Annotated in this window: 13 protein-coding genes; 3 read left to right on the top strand and 10 right to left on the bottom strand. The window is 72.8% G+C overall.

The window, feature by feature from the left end; all coding sequences use genetic code 11:
- A complete protein-coding gene (gene rimP, locus CXY01_RS06175) occupies nt 1–585 on the bottom strand; it encodes a ribosome maturation factor RimP (RefSeq protein WP_146926233.1) in 585 nt (194 codons plus the stop codon).
- A 234-nt stretch (nt 586–819) separates the two neighbouring features.
- Here rimP and CXY01_RS06180 point away from each other — a divergent pair, with 234 nt between their 5' ends.
- Nucleotides 820–1,788: a DUF4439 domain-containing protein gene (locus CXY01_RS06180; RefSeq protein ID WP_146926234.1), complete on the top strand. Its 969-nt coding sequence runs from the start codon at nt 820–822 to the stop codon at nt 1,786–1,788.
- 90 nt (nt 1,789–1,878) lie between these two features.
- Here CXY01_RS06180 and CXY01_RS06185 read toward each other — a convergent pair whose 3' ends face one another.
- Nucleotides 1,879–3,675: a proline--tRNA ligase gene (locus CXY01_RS06185; protein WP_146926235.1), complete on the bottom strand. Its 1,797-nt coding sequence runs from the start codon at nt 3,673–3,675 to the stop codon at nt 1,879–1,881.
- A 142-nt stretch (nt 3,676–3,817) separates the two neighbouring features.
- Between CXY01_RS06185 and CXY01_RS06190 the strand changes: the two genes are divergently transcribed.
- Nucleotides 3,818–4,708 carry an Fpg/Nei family DNA glycosylase gene (locus CXY01_RS06190; protein WP_146926236.1) on the top strand — a complete coding sequence of 297 codons (891 nt, stop codon included), beginning with the start codon at nt 3,818–3,820 and terminating at the stop codon, nt 4,706–4,708.
- 5 nt (nt 4,709–4,713) lie between these two features.
- Here the strand turns inward: CXY01_RS06190 and CXY01_RS06195 are convergent, their stop codons facing one another.
- The 3 genes from CXY01_RS06195 to CXY01_RS06205 all read right to left on the bottom strand — a co-directional run bounded on the left by CXY01_RS06195 (nt 4,714) and on the right by CXY01_RS06205 (nt 8,245).
- Nucleotides 4,714–5,601, bottom strand: a complete 888-nt coding sequence (locus CXY01_RS06195; protein ID WP_146926237.1) for a GNAT family N-acetyltransferase — start codon at nt 5,599–5,601, stop codon at nt 4,714–4,716.
- A gap of 81 nt (nt 5,602–5,682) precedes the next feature.
- Nucleotides 5,683–6,843 carry a flavodoxin-dependent (E)-4-hydroxy-3-methylbut-2-enyl-diphosphate synthase gene (gene ispG / locus CXY01_RS06200; RefSeq protein WP_146926238.1) on the bottom strand — a complete coding sequence of 387 codons (1,161 nt, stop codon included), beginning with the start codon at nt 6,841–6,843 and terminating at the stop codon, nt 5,683–5,685.
- A gap of 91 nt (nt 6,844–6,934) precedes the next feature.
- Nucleotides 6,935–8,245 (bottom strand): M50 family metallopeptidase, encoded by a 1,311-nt coding sequence (locus CXY01_RS06205; RefSeq protein ID WP_146926239.1) that lies wholly within the window; start codon nt 8,243–8,245, stop codon nt 6,935–6,937.
- A 203-nt stretch (nt 8,246–8,448) separates the two neighbouring features.
- Between CXY01_RS06205 and gabT the strand changes: the two genes are divergently transcribed.
- On the top strand, nt 8,449–9,795 hold the full coding sequence (gene gabT, locus CXY01_RS06210) for a 4-aminobutyrate--2-oxoglutarate transaminase (RefSeq protein ID WP_146926240.1): 1,347 nt from the start codon (nt 8,449–8,451) through the stop codon (nt 9,793–9,795).
- Here gabT and CXY01_RS06215 read toward each other — a convergent pair.
- The 5 genes from CXY01_RS06215 to CXY01_RS06235 all read right to left on the bottom strand — a co-directional run bounded on the left by CXY01_RS06215 (nt 9,792) and on the right by CXY01_RS06235 (nt 15,292).
- Complete coding sequence (locus tag CXY01_RS06215) at nt 9,792–11,075, bottom strand: saccharopine dehydrogenase family protein (protein WP_146926241.1); 1,284 nt, start codon at nt 11,073–11,075, stop codon at nt 9,792–9,794. The genes gabT and CXY01_RS06215 overlap by 4 nt on opposite strands.
- 15 nt (nt 11,076–11,090) lie before the next feature.
- On the bottom strand, nt 11,091–11,867 hold the full coding sequence (locus CXY01_RS06220; RefSeq protein WP_371862755.1) for an ABC transporter permease: 777 nt from the start codon (nt 11,865–11,867) through the stop codon (nt 11,091–11,093).
- An 86-nt stretch (nt 11,868–11,953) separates the two neighbouring features.
- Complete coding sequence (locus tag CXY01_RS06225) at nt 11,954–12,874, bottom strand: ABC transporter permease (RefSeq protein ID WP_307724383.1); 921 nt, start codon at nt 12,872–12,874, stop codon at nt 11,954–11,956.
- A 7-nt stretch (nt 12,875–12,881) separates the two neighbouring features.
- Complete coding sequence (locus tag CXY01_RS06230) at nt 12,882–14,069, bottom strand: ABC transporter ATP-binding protein (RefSeq protein WP_146926242.1); 1,188 nt, start codon at nt 14,067–14,069, stop codon at nt 12,882–12,884.
- Nucleotides 14,066–15,292: a polyamine ABC transporter substrate-binding protein gene (locus tag CXY01_RS06235; RefSeq protein ID WP_146926243.1), complete on the bottom strand. Its 1,227-nt coding sequence runs from the start codon at nt 15,290–15,292 to the stop codon at nt 14,066–14,068. Before CXY01_RS06235 ends, CXY01_RS06230 begins: the two co-directional genes overlap by 4 nt.
- Nucleotides 15,293–15,439: the final 147 nt, after the last annotated feature.

Here is a 15,439-nt window from a genome sequence, read left to right on the forward strand (position 1 = left end):
TCAGCTCTCCTTGCCGGCAGCGGCGTCGGGGCCGGCCATCTCGTCGTCGTCCACGCCGTCCACAGGGCCGATGCCCGACAGGTCCACCTCGACGTGCGCGTGCCGCACGTCCGACAGGGGCACGCGCACGGGCGCGCCCACCACCGGCTTGCGCCCCTTGAGGCCGGGTGTCACGGGCACGACGACGATCGCGTCGTCGGAGCGGTCCACCTCCGTCAGCCGGCCGGCGAGCGACCCACCGTCCGCGAGCGACACCGTGACCAGGCGGCCGACGGCGTGCGTGAAGTGACGGCGCTCCGTCAGGGGACGGTCCACGCCCGGGCTCATCACGTCGAGCGTGTACTCGCCGACGATGACGTCGGCGGCGTCGAGCGCGTCGGAGACTGCACGCGTGGCCTCGGCCACGCGGTCGAGGTCCAGGCCGCCCTCGTCGTCCTCCGTCACGTCGAGGACCACCTCGACGACGGAACGCGGTCCCGCCTTGCGCACGGTGACGTCCTCGAGCACGAGACCCCCCGCCACGACGGCGGGTTCCACGACGTGCCGGACCCGGTCGGCGTGTGTCGGGTGTGCTGGCGCGACCATGTCAGCCTCCTGTCGGTCCAGCGGGTCGTCGGCGAGCGACGGTGCGACCCTGTGATGTTGTGGGACCACAGTAACGAGTCCGGGCGTGCCCGACGGCCGCGGCCCCGCGGCATGGCAGGATCACCGGCGATGAGCATGGACCAGAACGCTGCAGGCCACCGGGATCACACGCGGGAACATGCGCGGGATCACGCGCGCCGGGGCCGGCGACTCGTGCGCGCGCTGGCCGCGGCAGTGACGGTTCTCACGCTCGGGGCGTGCGGTCTGCGGGCGGAGACGCCACCGCCCGTCGAGCCCAGCCCCGACGCCGTCGAGCAGGTCCGCGCCCGGACGGTGGCCGACTCGCTCGCCCTGTCGGCCGCGGCGAGCGCGGCCGCGGTGCTCCCCGACGGCGCCGCCGAGCCCGTCGCCCCGGTGCTCGCCGACGTCACCGGCTTCTCCGACCAGCACGCCGACCAGCTCGGTGGCGTCTACGTCTCGGGGCTCCCGGCGCCCACGGGCTCCCCCACCGCGACCGCGACGACGACCGCATCCGTCGCCGAGGTCCTGGACCGGCTCGCGGAGGCGACGCGCACCGCGCGCACCGACGCCGACGCCGTGACCGACGGCCCGCTGGCCCGGCTCGTCGCGTCGGTCGCCACCTCCCGCGGGGAGCTGGCGACGCGGCTCGCGCTCGCCACGGGTGCCGAGGTGCCGGTGCTCGTCCCCGACGAGACGACAGCGGAGCCCGACCCGACGCCGAGCCCGAGCACCTCCGCAGCCGAGGGCGACAGCCTGTCCACCGCCGAGGTCGGTGTGCTCGCCCTCGTGCACGACGAGGCCGGGTACGGGTTCGAGGTGATCGCCGCGAAGCTCTCCGGGGACCAGCGCGCGGCGGCGCGGTCCGCCGCGGCCGCGCACCGTTCCCGGAGCGAGGACTGGGCTGCGGACGCGGGGATCGACGGCTCGGCGCAGGATCCCCGCCGCGCCTCGTACACGCTGCCCGCCGGCCTGGACGACCCGGCCGTCGCGACCGCCCTCGGACGCACCCTGGAGACGGCTGTCGCCGACGCCTACGCGAACGCGGTGGCCCAGGCGCCCGCGGGTGCCCGGTCGCCGCTGGTCGAGGGTCTGCGCCGGGCCACCGTGGACGCCGCCGTCTGGGGCGCGACGCCGGTCCCGTTCCCGGGCCTGCCGGAACGCGCCCAGCAGCCCACCGGCTGACGATCGCCAGGGACGTCCGCGCCCGCACGACGCGGACGTCCGAGCACCAAGGTCGCCGTGGCGACCGGGTGCTCGGACGTCGCGGAGCGATCAGGCGGTGAGCAGGGACGTGACCAGCGCGGACACGTGGTCGGCCGCCTCCGTGACCGGGACCTGCTCGGTGGAGCCGCCGACGCGCGGACGGACCTCGACCACGCCCTCGGCCAGCCCACGACCGACGACGACCACCAGGGGCACGCCCAGCAGCTCGGCGTCGGCGAACTTGACCCCGGGCGAGACCTTGCCCGGCCGGTCGTCGTAGAGCACCTCCACGCCGCGCGCCGACAGCTCGGTGGCGAGCGCGTCGGCGGCCTCGAACACCGCCGGGTCCTTGCCCGTGGCGACGACGACGACGTGCGCGGGCGCCACGTGGGCGGGCCAGGCGAGCCCGCGCTCGTCGTTGTTCGCCTCGGCGAGCGCGGCGAGCACGCGGGTCACACCGACGCCGTACGAGCCCATCGTCACGACCTGCGCCTTGCCGTTCTGGTCGAGCACCGTCAGGCCGAGCGCCTGGGCGTACTTGCGCCCGAGCGCGAAGATGTGGCCGATCTCGATGCCGCGCGCGAGCTCGAGCGGACCGGACCCGTCGGGAGCGGGGTCACCCGCGCGCACCTCGGCCGCCTCGACGGTGCCGTCGGCGGTGAAGTCGCGGCCCGCGACGAGGTCGAACACGTGCTTGCCGTGCTCGTTCGCGCCGGTGATCCAGCGGGTGCCCGGCACGACCCGCGGGTCGAGCAGGTAACGGATGGCGACGCGCTCGGCGCCCTCGGCGACCGGGACGTTCGGACCCAGGACCCCGGGTCCGAGGTACCCACGGACGAGCTCGGGGTGCGGGGCGAAGTCGGCGTCACCGGCGGCCTCGACCTCCGACGGCGCCACGGCCGCCTCGAGGCGCTTGAGGTCCACCTCGCGGTCACCGGGCAGCCCGACGACGAGCAGCTCGCGCTCGCCGCTCGGGTGCACGAGGGCCAGGACGACGTTCTTGAGCGTGTCCGCGGCGGTCCACGGCCGGTCGGGGCGCGCGAACCGCTCGTTGGCGACGGCGACCAGGGTGTCGATGGTCGGGGTGTCCGGGGTGTCCTCGACGTGGGCCGCCGGCGCGTCGTCGAACGGGATCGCGTCGGGCACGACCGTGGTGACCGCCTCGACGTTCGCCGCGTACCCGCCGGGCGAGCGCACGAACGTGTCCTCGCCGATCGCGGTCGGCGTGAGGAACTCCTCCGAGCGCGAGCCGCCCATCGCACCGGACGTGGCCGCCACGATGACGTACTCGAGACCGAGCCGGTCGAAGATGCGCTGGTAGGCGTCGCGCTGCGCCTGGTACGAGGCCTCGAGCCCGGCGTCGTCGACGTCGAACGAGTAGGCGTCCTTCATGATGAACTCGCGCCCGCGGATGAGCCCGGCGCGCGGACGCGCCTCGTCGCGGTACTTGGTCTGGATCTGGAAGAGCGTCAGCGGCAGGTCCTTGTACGACGAGTACAGGTCCTTGACCAGCAGCGTGAACATCTCCTCGTGCGTCGGCGCGAGGAGGTAGTCGCCGCCCCTGCGGTCCTTGAGCCGGAAGATGTTGGGGCCGTACTCGGTCCAGCGGCCCGTCGCCTCGTACGGCTCCTTGGGCAGCAGCGCCGGGAAGTGGACCTCCTGCGCGCCGGCCGCGGTCATCTCCTCGCGGACGACCTGCTCGACCTTGGCGAGCACCCGCAGGCCCAGCGGCAGCCAGGTGTAGATGCCGGGCGCGGCGCGACGGATGTAGCCCGCGCGCACGAGCAGACGGTGGCTGGCGACCTCGGCGTCGACCGGGTCCTCACGCAGCGTGCGGAAGAAGAGCTGGGAGAGGCGGATGAGCATGGGAGGGAGCCTAGTGTGGAGGTTCGGTCCCGGAGTGCAGCGGAGGGTGGGGGCGCGCCAGCGCACCCGCCCGGAGCGGAGCGCAGGGCCGAACCGACCGAAGATCCAGCTGTACGCGATTCCGTGGGGTTGGATGGTGCCCGTGCCAGAGCTGCCCGAGGTCGAGGCGCTCGCGCAGTTCCTGCGCGGGCGCGCGGACGGCCACGCCGTCACCGAGGTGTCGATCGGTGCGATCAGCGCCCTGAAGACGTTCAGGCCCCCGCCGGACGCGCTCGTCGGCGGCACCGTGGTCGACGTGCAGCGGCACGGCAAGTGGCTGGACCTCATGGTCGCCACGCCGACGGGTGAGCCGCTGCACCTGGTCTGGCACCTGTCCCGCGCGGGCTGGGTGCGCTGGTCGGAGCAGCTGTCGACCACCCCCGTGCGGCCCGGCAAGTCACCGCTCGCGCTGCGGGTGCGGCTCGACGACGGCTCCGGGTTCGACCTGACGGAGGCCGGCACCCGCAAGAGGCTCGCCGTGCACGTGGTCGAGGACCCGACGGACGTCCCGCAGATCGCGACGCTGGGCGTGGAGCCGCTGTCCGACGAGTTCACGGAGGACCGCCTGGCCGAGCTGCTGGCGTCCCGCAACCAGCAGGTCAAGGGTCTGCTGCGCGACCAGGGGACGATCGCCGGCATCGGCAACGCCTACTCGGACGAGATCCTGCTGGCCGCCCGGATGAGCCCGTTCGCGATGACCAAGTCGTTCGACGCCGACCGCACCCGCATCCTGTGGGAGGCGATCCGCGAGGTCCTCACCGGTGCCGTCGCGTCCGCGTCGGGGAAGCCGGCCGCCGAGCTCAAGGACGCCAAGCGTCGCGGCATGAAGGTGCACGGCCGGACGGGTCAGCCGTGCCCCGGGTGGGACGACGTGCCGTGCGGGGACACCGTGCACGAGGTGTCGTTCGCGGACTCGTCCTTGCAGTACTGCCCGACCTGCCAGACCGGCGGCAAGCCCCTCGCGGACCGGCGGATGTCGCGCCTGCTCCGCTGAGCGGGTCAGAACAGGACGGTCGCGTAGGTGCCGACCTGCCGGAAGCCCACCGCGCGGTACGCCGCGAGCGCCCGCGTGTTGTAGCTGTTGACGTAGAGCGACACCAGCGGCGCGACCTCCCCGCGGGCGATCTGGACGACGGCAGCCATCCCGGCCTCCGAGAGCCGCTCCCCGCGCCGGTCCGGTGACACCCAGACGCCCTGCACCTGCGCCACTCCCCCGGCGACCGCGCCGAGCTCGGCCTTGAACACGACGCCACCGGGCTGGTCGATGCGCACGAACGACCGGCCCTGGCCGATCAGGCCGTGCACCCGCGTCTCGTACGGCCCCCCGGGTCCGCTGACCGGCGAGTAGCCCACCTCCTCGGTGAACATCCGCACGCAGGCCGGGAGCACGGCGTCGAACTCCTCCGGCCGGGACCGGCGGACGCGGGGGTCGGCCGTGACCAGCGGCGCGTGCTCGATCACCATCGAGGGCTGGTCGTCGCGGACCTCACGGGCGGCCGGCCAGTAGTAGCGGAGCCTGCCCCACAGTCCCAGCACCGCCTCGGCGGGTCCGACGATCGACGAGCAGCGTCGACCCTGGCCCCGGGCGAGCCCGGCGAAGGCGTCGAGCGCGCGGCTCGCCACCTGGGGGTCGTCCACGGGAACGATCGGGACCATGTTCGCCCCGGCGTAGCAGACGGCGACCAGCTCGCCCGCTTCCTCGTAGCCCCAGAGCGTCCCGCCCGCCGCGCGCAGCGTCCGCCCGACGGCCTGCTCGAGCCGGGCGGTCGCGAGGACCGACCCGACGGCGTCGCGCGCGCAGACGGCGAGGGCTGCCGTGAGGTCGACGTCCCCGAGGACCCGGCCTCCGGTCCGCCCGTCGAGCAGAGCAGCGCGGCGTTGCACCATGGGTAGATCCTGCACCACTGGCGTCCGCTTCACCCCCTGCACGACACGACGATCGAGTGAACGCTGGGCGCCAGCACCCTGTCAGCCGACGGTGACGACCGGCGCACCGTCGCCGGACTCGACCGGGTCCATGGTCTCGGCGAGGCGCATGGCCTCCTCGATGAGGGTCTCGACGATGAGCGCCTCGGGCACGGTCTTGATGACCTCGCCCCGCACGAAGATCTGCCCCTTGCCGTTGCCGGACGCGACCCCGAGGTCCGCCTCGCGGGCCTCGCCGGGTCCGTTGACGACGCAGCCCATGACGGCCACGCGCAGCGGCACCTCCATGCCCTCGAGGCCCGCGGTGACGCGCTCGGCGAGGGAGTAGACGTCGACCTGCGCGCGCCCGCACGACGGGCACGAGACGATCTCGAGCTTGCGGGGGCGCAGGTTGAGGGACTGCAGGATCTGGATCCCGACCTTGACCTCCTCGACCGGCGGCGCGGACAGGGACACGCGGATGGTGTCGCCGATGCCCTTGCTCAGCAGCGCGCCGAACGCGGTCGCGGACTTGATGGTGCCCTGGAAGGCCGGCCCGGCCTCGGTCACGCCGAGGTGCAGCGGCCAGTCGCCGCGCTCGGAGAGCAGCTCGTAGGCGCGCACCATGATGACGGGGTCGTTGTGCTTGACGGAGATCTTGAAGTCGCGGAAGCCGTGCTCCTCGAACAGCGACGCCTCCCAGACGGCGGACTCGACGAGTGCCTCCGGGGTGGCCTTGCCGTACTTGGCCAGCAGGCGCGGGTCGAGCGAGCCGGCGTTGACACCGATCCGGATCGACGTGCCGGCGTCGGCCGCCGCGCGGGCGATCTCCTTGACCTGGTCGTCGAACTTGCGGATGTTGCCGGGGTTCACGCGGACGGCCGCGCAGCCGGCGTCGATGGCGGCGAAGACGTACTTCGGCTGGAAGTGGATGTCCGCGATCACGGGGATCTGCGACTTGTGCGCGATGGCGGGCAGCGCGTCGGCGTCGTCCTGCGTGGGGACGGCGACGCGGACGATGTCGCAGCCGGCGGCGGTCAGCTCGGCGATCTGCTGGAGGGTCGCGTTGATGTCCGTCGTCTGCGTGGTGCACATGGACTGGACGCTGACCGGGGCGTCGCCGCCGACGTCGATCTTGCCGACCTTGATCTTGCGCGTCTTGCGCCGGGGGGCCAGGACCAAGGGGGGCGCCTCCGGCATGCCGAGGCTGATCGGGATGCTCACGCGTTCATCATCGCACCCGGCACGCGCCTCGCCGGCCCCTGGAGGCCGGTGTGCACGAGATCACCCCAGGGTCCCCACGCGGCTGCTCCGGTCAGATCTGCACCGGGTTGACGATGTCCGCGTAGATGAGCAGCAGCCCGACGGCGCCGAGCAGCACGAACACCGAGTAGGCGAGCGGGACCAGCTTGGCGGAGTCGAACGGCCCGGGTCGGGGCAGCCCGCGCAGCCGCGCCACCTGCCGGCGTGCCCCCTCCCACAGGGCAGCGGCGACGTGCCCCCCGTCGAGCGGCGGCAACGGGATGAGGTTGAAGACGAACAGCGCGACGTTGAGCGCGGCGAGCATCTGCAGCAGCGAGGCGGCCTTGAGCTGCCACTCGACGCCGTCCGTGGAGGCGATCTCGCCGGCGAAGCGGCCGATGCCGACGACGCCGATGATGCTGTTCACGTCCCGCGGCGTGCCGTTCACCTGGGACTCGACGAGGTCCGTGACCCGGGCGGGCAGCGTGGCGACGACCTTGATCGTCTGCCAGGTGGTGTCCGCCACGACGCCGGGCACGCTCAGCGGGGACTGCCGGACCATCTCCTGCGCCGGGGTGATGCCGAGGAACCCGACGGGCTTCGTCACGGGGTCACCGGCGCTGTCGACCACCAGCTCGTCGTTCTCGTCGTACACAGCACGGTCCGCGACGACCGGCGTGATGGTGAGGTCCACGAGCTCGCCGTCCCGCTCGACGACGATCGGGACCTCCTGCTCACCCGTGCCACGGATGAGGCCCGAGAGCTGGTCCCAGGACGTGACTTCGGTGCCGTCGTAGGAGACGACGGTGTCCCCCGGCTCGATGCCCGCCGCGGCAGCCGGCGCCGCCTGGTCGGACGGGGTGCACTCGCGCAGCTCGTCGGCGCCGACGGGGATGACGCACTGGGAGACGCTCGACAGGGTGGTGGTCAGCGTCGGTAGACCGATCCCGACGAGCACGATCGCCATGAGGAACACGGCGATGAGCAGGTTCATCACCGGCCCGCCGAGCATCACGACCAGCTTCTTGGGCGTCGACAGGTGGTAGAAGGCGCGCGCGTCCTCGCCGGGGCGGATCTCCTCCGCGCTCGCCTGCCGGGCGTCGCGCGCGAGCCGCCCCAGCCAGGAGCGGGCCGGCGGGTTGCCGACGGCGGCGTCGGGCGGGTACATGCCGACGAGGCGGACGTAGCCGCCCAGGGGGATCGCCTTGAGGCCGTACTCGGTCTCGCCGCGGGTGCGCGACCAGAGCGTCGGACCGAAGCCGACCATGTAGTGGCTCACCCGCACGCCGAAGCGCTTGGCGGGCACCATGTGGCCGACCTCGTGCAGCCCGATGGACAGCAGGAGCACGACCACCACGATGAGAACAGCGACCAGGTACTCCATCGACCCCTCCGTCGGAAGCCCGCGCACGCGCGAGGACGGGCTCTCGATCGACTCCCGCGGGGGACATCTTGCCTCCTGCGGCTGGGAACCACCTGGACGCACGCCCGGCTCACCCGATCAGCAGACGCGCTCCGGACCCGCCGGGCGACGGATCTCGTCGTGCCGTGCTTTCCCGGGCACGGGATCGGCACTAGCGTCCCCTCATGACCACCGTTTCCGCCCCGACGGCTCCGCTCGAGCAGCGCCGTGTCCTGCGCACACCGATCCCGGGGCCGCGGTCGGTCGCCCTGGGCGCCCGGCGGGCCGCGGCGGTCGCGGCCGGCGTGTCCTCGACGCTGCCGGTGTACGTGAGCCGGGCGGCGGGTGCGGTGATCGAGGACGTCGACGGCAACGTGCTGATCGACCTGGGCTCCGGCATCGCGGTGACGTCCGTCGGGGCGAGCGCGCCCGAGGTCGCCGCGGCGGTCGCGGCGCAGGCGGCCGACTTCACGCACACCTGCTTCATGATCAGCCCGTACGAGGAGTACGTCGCCGTGTGCGAGGCGCTGGCGCGGGTCACGCCCGGCACCCACGACAAGCGGTCCGTGCTGGTCAACTCCGGCGCCGAGGCCGTCGAGAACGCGGTGAAGATCGCCCGCCGCGCCACCGGGCGCCCGGCGGTCCTGGTGCTCGACCACGCCTATCACGGTCGGACCAACCTCACGATGGCGATGACCGCGCGGGCCATGCCCTACAAGACCGGCTTCGGCCCGTTCGCCGGCGAGGTCTACCGCGTGCCCGCGTCCTACCCGCTGCGCGACCCCGCCGGGATGACCGGCGAGCAGGCGGCGCTGCGGGCCATCGACGTCGCCGAGCGCCAGGTGGGTGCCGACCAGGTGGCCGCGCTCGTCGTCGAGCCGGTCCTCGGAGAGGGCGGCTTCGTGGTCCCCGCGCCCGGGTTCCTGTCGACCCTCGCGCAGTGGGCGGCCGACCGCGGGATCGTGCTGGTCGCCGACGAGGTGCAGACCGGTTTCGCCCGGACCGGCGCGATGTTCGCCCTCGAGCACGAGGGCGTGGTGCCCGACCTCGTCGCGATGGCGAAGGGCATCGCCGGCGGGCTGCCGCTCGGTGCCGTCACCGGGCGCGCGGAGCTGCTCGACGCCGTGCACGCCGGCGGGCTCGGCGGCACGTTCGGCGGCAACCCGCTCGCGTGCGCAGCGGCCCTGGCGGCGCTCGAGATCTACGAGCGCGACGACCTGGCGGCTGCCGCGCGGGCGATCGAGGCGATGGTCGTCCCCCGGCTGACGGCCCTGCAGACCGAGGTGCCGGCCGTGGCGGACGTGCGCGGACGCGGAGCGATGCTCGCGCTCGAGCTGGTCCTGCCCGGGACCCTCGAGCCCGACAAGGCGGCCGCCCAGCGGGTCGCCGCGGCGTGCGCGGCGCAGGGCGTCCTGGTGCTCACCTGCGGCACGTGGGGCAACGTCCTGCGCCTGCTCCCGCCCCTGGTGATCGGGCACGACCTCCTCGACGAGGCCCTGACCGTGCTCGAGGACGCGCTCCGCGCGCTCTAGGCCGGGTCGCGCTCCTCCATCCCCCACGGCGAGCCGTAACCCTCCGGGGTCGGGGCGGCGAGGAGCTCGAGGAACGGGACGGCGTCGAACGCCTCCGGGCCCAGCACGCCCGCGCCGGACCAGGTGCCGGCCGCCAGGAGCTCGAGCGCGACGACCGGGTTGACGGCGGTCTGCCACACGACGCACTGGGCGCCGTACTCGGCCATCGACCACGCGTTGTCGACCAGGTGGTAGAGGTACACCTCGCGCGGTGCGCCGTCCACGCCGGTGCCCGTCACCAGCAGGCCGGCGCACGTGGACCCCGTCATGCGCGGGCCGATGGTCGCCGGGTCGGGCAGGGCCGCGGCCACCACGTCGCGCGGGCTGACCGGCACCCCCCGAACCGTCACCGGCTCCGTCCGGTCCAGCCCCAGACGGTGCAGCGTGCGCAGCACGCCGATGAACTCCTCGCCCAGCCCGTACTTGAACGTCACCTTCCGCGCGTCGACCCACCGGGGCATGAGGAGCACCTCCTCGTGCTCGACGTGCACGCACTCCACCTCCCCGACCGGCTCGGGGAACCGGAAGACCTCCGGCTCGTGGAACGGCTCGACCGTGAACCAGCCGTCCGCCAGGCCGGCACCCGCCTCCGCGCGGTCCGCGGACCAGATGACCGGCGGGTTGAGGCACTCCTCGATCGTCGTCCAGATGGAGAAGGACGGCGCGAAGATCGGCTGGCCCTCGTCGTCGAGCACCTCGAGGTTGGCACCGTCGCGCACGCCGAGCTCGTCGATCGCCGAGAACAGATGGTCGGCGGCGTACCGGGCGAACACGTCCGACAGGCCCGGCTCCACGCCGATGCCCACCAGGGCCAGCTGCCCGTCGGCCTCCCAGCCGGCGGCCTGCGCGAACTGCTCGTCACCCAGCTTCACGCCCGGCAGCTCGTAGGGGCGCTCGGGGTGCGCGCGCGACAGGGACATCGCCATGTCGAGGTAGTGCGCACCCGCCGCTCGTACCCCCTCGAAGATGGGCAGCACGAACCGCGGGTCGACGGCGTTGAGCACGTGCGTCGCGCGGTGCTCACGCACGAGCGCCTCCACGGCGGACGCGCTCGACGCGTCGACCTCCACCGCCTCGAACCGACCGCCCACGACGTCGTGCGCGCTCGCCGCCTCGACCGTGCGCCGCGACCGGCCCAGGTCGACGTCGGCCACGACGAGCCGCTCGAAGAAGCGCCGTCGCGCCGCGATCCGGGCGACCGCGTCGCCCACCCCGCCACTACCCACCACGAGGATCCGCACCAGACCGCCTCCGACCTATCGAGCCCCGAGCCGCTTGCTCCGGGCGTAGCCGAGCACCTGGACCAGGACCACGATCACGAGGGCCAGGACGAACATGAACGAGCTGATGACGTTGGCCTGCGGCGGGATGCCGCGGGTGGCCGACACGTACACGAACTTGGGGAACGTCGTGTACGAGCCGGACGTGAAGCTGGTGACGATGAAGTCGTCGAAGCTGAGGCTGAACGCGAGGAGCGCCGCGGCGGCGATCCCCGGGACGAGCAACGGGAACGTCACCCGCCAGAACGCCTGCCACGGCGACGCGTACAGGTCGGCGGCGGCCTCCTCCAGCGCGGGGTCCAGGCCGGCGACGCGCGCCTTCACGGTGACGACGACGAAGCTGATGCAGAACAGGACGTGCGCCGCGACCACCGTCCCGAACCCGAGCGGGACGCGCAAGGTCAGGAACTGCGCGAGCAGGGCTGCACCGAGCACGACCTCGGGCGTCGACATCGGCAGGAAGATCAGCAGGTTGGTCGTCGCGCGCCCGCGGAACCGGAACCGGACCAGCGCGATCGCCACGAGAGTGCCCAGCGCGGTGGCGATGATCGTCGAGACCACGCCGACCTGCAGGGAGTTGGCGAACGCCTCGCACACCTGGGGAGCGCCGCAGGGGTTCTGCCAGTTCTCCAGCGTGAAGCCCTGCCACACGAGGTTGGTCTTGCCGGCGTCGTTGAACGAGAACACGACGGTGTAGGCGACCGGGACCAGCAGGTAGACGAACGCCAGCGCGGCGAAGACCGGCACGATCACGTCGCCGAGCCGGCGGCGTGCACGACGCGGCGTGCGCACCGGGGCATGCGCGGACGTCGACTCCCCGGCCCGGTCGAGCACCGCCGTCACAGCAGGTCCTCCGTCCCCGAGCGCCGGATGTATGCGCCCACGAGCAGCAGGATCGCCACCATCAGCACCACCGACAGGGACGCCGCGGTCGGGTAGTCGAGGACCTTGAAGAACCGGGCGTCGATCACCTGCCCGATCATCGTGGTGTTCGTGTTGTTCCCCAGCAGCGACGCGTTGACGTAGTCGCCGGCGGCCGGGATGAACACGAGCAGCGTGCCGGCGACGACCCCGGGCAGCGACAGCGGCCAGGTGACCGTGCGGAACGTCGTGGCGGGCGACGCGTACAGGTCGGCCCCGGCCTCCAGCAGCCGGGAGTCGAGCCGCTCCAGAGCCGCGAAGATGGGCAGCACCATGAACGGCAGGAAGTTGTAGGTCAGGCCGCTGACCACCGCGAACGGGGTAGCCGTCAGCCGGGCGTCGGCGGGCAGCAGGTGCAGGACGTGCAGGGCCGTCACCACGAAGGCGTCGTCGGCGAGAATCTGCTTCCACGCGATCGTGCGCAGGATGAAGCTGGTGAAGAACGGCGCGACGACGAGCACGAGCAGCAGCCCCTGGAGCAGCCTGCGCCCCCGGGCACGCACCGCGATGACGTAGGCCATCGGGTAGCCGATCACCAGCGCGGCGAGCGTGGCCAGGAACGCGAACCAGAAGGACCGCAGGAGCGCCGGCCAGAACTGGGCGAGCGCGTCGACGTAGTTCTGCCAGTGGAACGCCGGCTGGTACTCCCCCACGTCCCCGCCCGGCACCGGGACGTACAGGGACGTCGCCAGCAGCGCGCCGACCGGGACCACGAAGAAGAGGACGAGGTAGACCACGCCCGGTCCGAGCAGGACCAGGTGGGCACGACGCGCGCGGCGGCGCGGCGGCTCGGCAGCGACCCCCGCGACGCTGTCGCCGAGCGCGGCCGCGATGCTCACCGGAGCCTCACAGCTCGTCGTCCAGGTCGACGGCGCCCTCGTCGGGGGCCTGCGCGCCGTCGAGCCCGAACGTGAAGTCGACCGCCCAGGCCAGCCGCACGGACGTCCCGACGGAGACCGTCGCACCCCCGAGCAGGTTCTGCGCGAACACGCCGAACGTGCCCAGACCGGGGATCTCCACCTGGTACTGCGTGCTCACGCCCATGAACGACACGTCCGTCACGGTGCCGGGACCGAGCACGTTCTCGGCGGGTCCGGGCTCCTGGTCACCGACGAGCAGCCGCATCTTCTCCGGTCGGGCCCCGACGAGGACCGCGCCGTCGGTGCGCACGGCGCGGTCCTCCGGGACCAGGACGCGGGTCCCGCGCACGTCCACCCCGAGCAGCCCGCGCTCCGTCAGCCGTTCGGTCACCGTGCCGGCGACCAGGTTGGACTGGCCGAGGAAGTTGGCGACGAACGCGGTCCGCGGCAGCTCGTAGAGGTCGGCGGGCGAGCCGAGCTGCTCGATCCGCCCGTGGTTCATCACGGCGACCGTGTCGGCCATCGTCATGGCCTCCTCCTGGTCGTGCGTGACGTGCACGAACGTGAGGCCGACCTCCGTCTGGATGCGCTTGAGCTCGAGCTGCATCTGGCGGCGGAGCTTGAGGTCGAGCGCACCCAGCGGCTCGTCCAGCAGCAGGAGCGCCGGGCGGTTCACCAGCGCGCGGGCGAGGGCCACCCGCTGCTGCTGCCCGCCGGACAGCTGGGCGGGCTTGCGGTCGGCCAGGTGACCGAGCTCGACGAGGTCGAGGCCGTCCGCCACCCGGGTCGCGACGTCCTTCGCCCGCGAGCGCCGGAGCCCGAACGCGACGTTCTCACCGACGGTCAGGTGCGGGAACAGCGCATAGCTCTGGAACACCGTGTTCACCGGGCGCTGGTGCGCGCGCGTCCCGGTCACGTCCTGACCGGCGAGCGAGATCGTCCCCGCGGTGGGCTCCTCGAGCCCGGCGACCATCCGCAGCGTCGTCGTCTTGCCGCAGCCGGACGGCCCCAGCAGCGCGAAGAACGAGCCCGACGGAACCGTCAGCGTGAGGTCGTCGACCGCGACGAACGAGCCGAAGGCCTTGGTCACACCCTTGACCTCGAGCGCGGCTCCACCGGCGGACGTCCGGTCCGCCGACGACGCCCGCGGACCGGGGTCGACGGTGGTCGTCATGCGCCGATCACGGTGAGGAACTCGCCGTTGTAGCGCTCCTCCTGGTCGGGGCTGAGCGTCCGGAACACGCTGACCCGGGCCAGGATCTCGTCCGTAGGGAAGATCATCGGGTCCTCGGCGAGCTCGGGGTCGATCGCCGCCATCGCCTCCTGGGCGCCCTGCACCGGGGTGATGTAGTTGACCCAGGCCGCGACCTGCGCGGCGACCTCCGGGTCGTAGTAGTAGTTCATGAGCTCCTCGGCGTTGCCCAGGTGCGGGGAGCCGACCGGCACCATCAGGTTGTCGCTCCAGAGCGTCCCGCCCGCCTCCGGGATGGCGAACTCGAACCGGTCGTCCGACTCGTAGTTCAGCGACGTGATGTCGCCCGACCAGCCGATGACCGCGACGGCGTCGCCCGAGGCCAGGTCCTGCGTGTACGCGTTGCCGCGCACCTGCCGGATGTGGCCGGAGTCGATCTTCTCCTTGAGCACCTCGAGCGCCGCGTAGAAGTCGTCGTCGCTCCAGTCCCCCGACGGGTCGACGCCCTGGTCGAGCATGATGAGGCCCATCGTGTCGCGCATCTCCGAGAGCACCTCGACGCGGCCGGCCAGCTCCGGCGCCCACAGGTCCGACAGCGTGTGGAGACCGCCGGGCACCTTCTCCTTGTCCCACGCCAGCCCCGCGAAGCCGGACTGCCACGTCAGGGAGTGCTTGCGGCCCGGGTCGAAGTCGACGTTCGCCAGCCCGGGCAGGATGTTGTCCGCGTTCGGCATGCGCGTCCTGTCGAGCGCCTGGGTGTAGCCCAGCCGGATCATCCGGGCAGCCATCCAGTCCGTGAGCGTGACGATGTCGTAGCCGATGTCCTGACCGTTCTTCAGCTGCCCGGAGACCTTGCCGAAGAACGCGTCGTTGTCGTCGATGTCCTCGGCGTAGGTCGCCTCGAGCCCGGACCGCTCCTCGAACGCCCGCAGCGACGGGTATCCGGTGCCCTCCTCGTCCTGGTCGAGGTACTGGGTCCAGTTGGCCCAGCGGACGAGCCTGTCGCTGTCGGAGAGGTCCTGCGCGGACGACGCGGAGGCGGACGGCGACCCGGTGCCGCACGCGGCGAGCAGCGCGCCGGCGCCTGCGGTGCCCAGGGCGCCGACGAGGAAGGATCGCCGGGACAGACCGCCACGGTGCGACGCCTGCGCGACGAGCGCCCGGACCCGCGGGTCGGCGGGGGCGGTACGACGGTGGGGGCTCATGGGGCTCCTAGGTGCCGACGGGCGCGCCGCCGGGCGCGGCGGATCGTCGGATCTTCGCAAACGGACGGCCGTCCAGCAAGGAATCCGTCGCACCAACCCTCGCCCGCAACGAAAATGTTGCACGGATGGAACATCCAGCCCCGGGAT

This window comes from Cellulomonas xylanilytica, assembly GCF_007989805.1.
In the GTDB taxonomy this organism is placed as follows: domain Bacteria; phylum Actinomycetota; class Actinomycetes; order Actinomycetales; family Cellulomonadaceae; genus Cellulomonas; species Cellulomonas xylanilytica.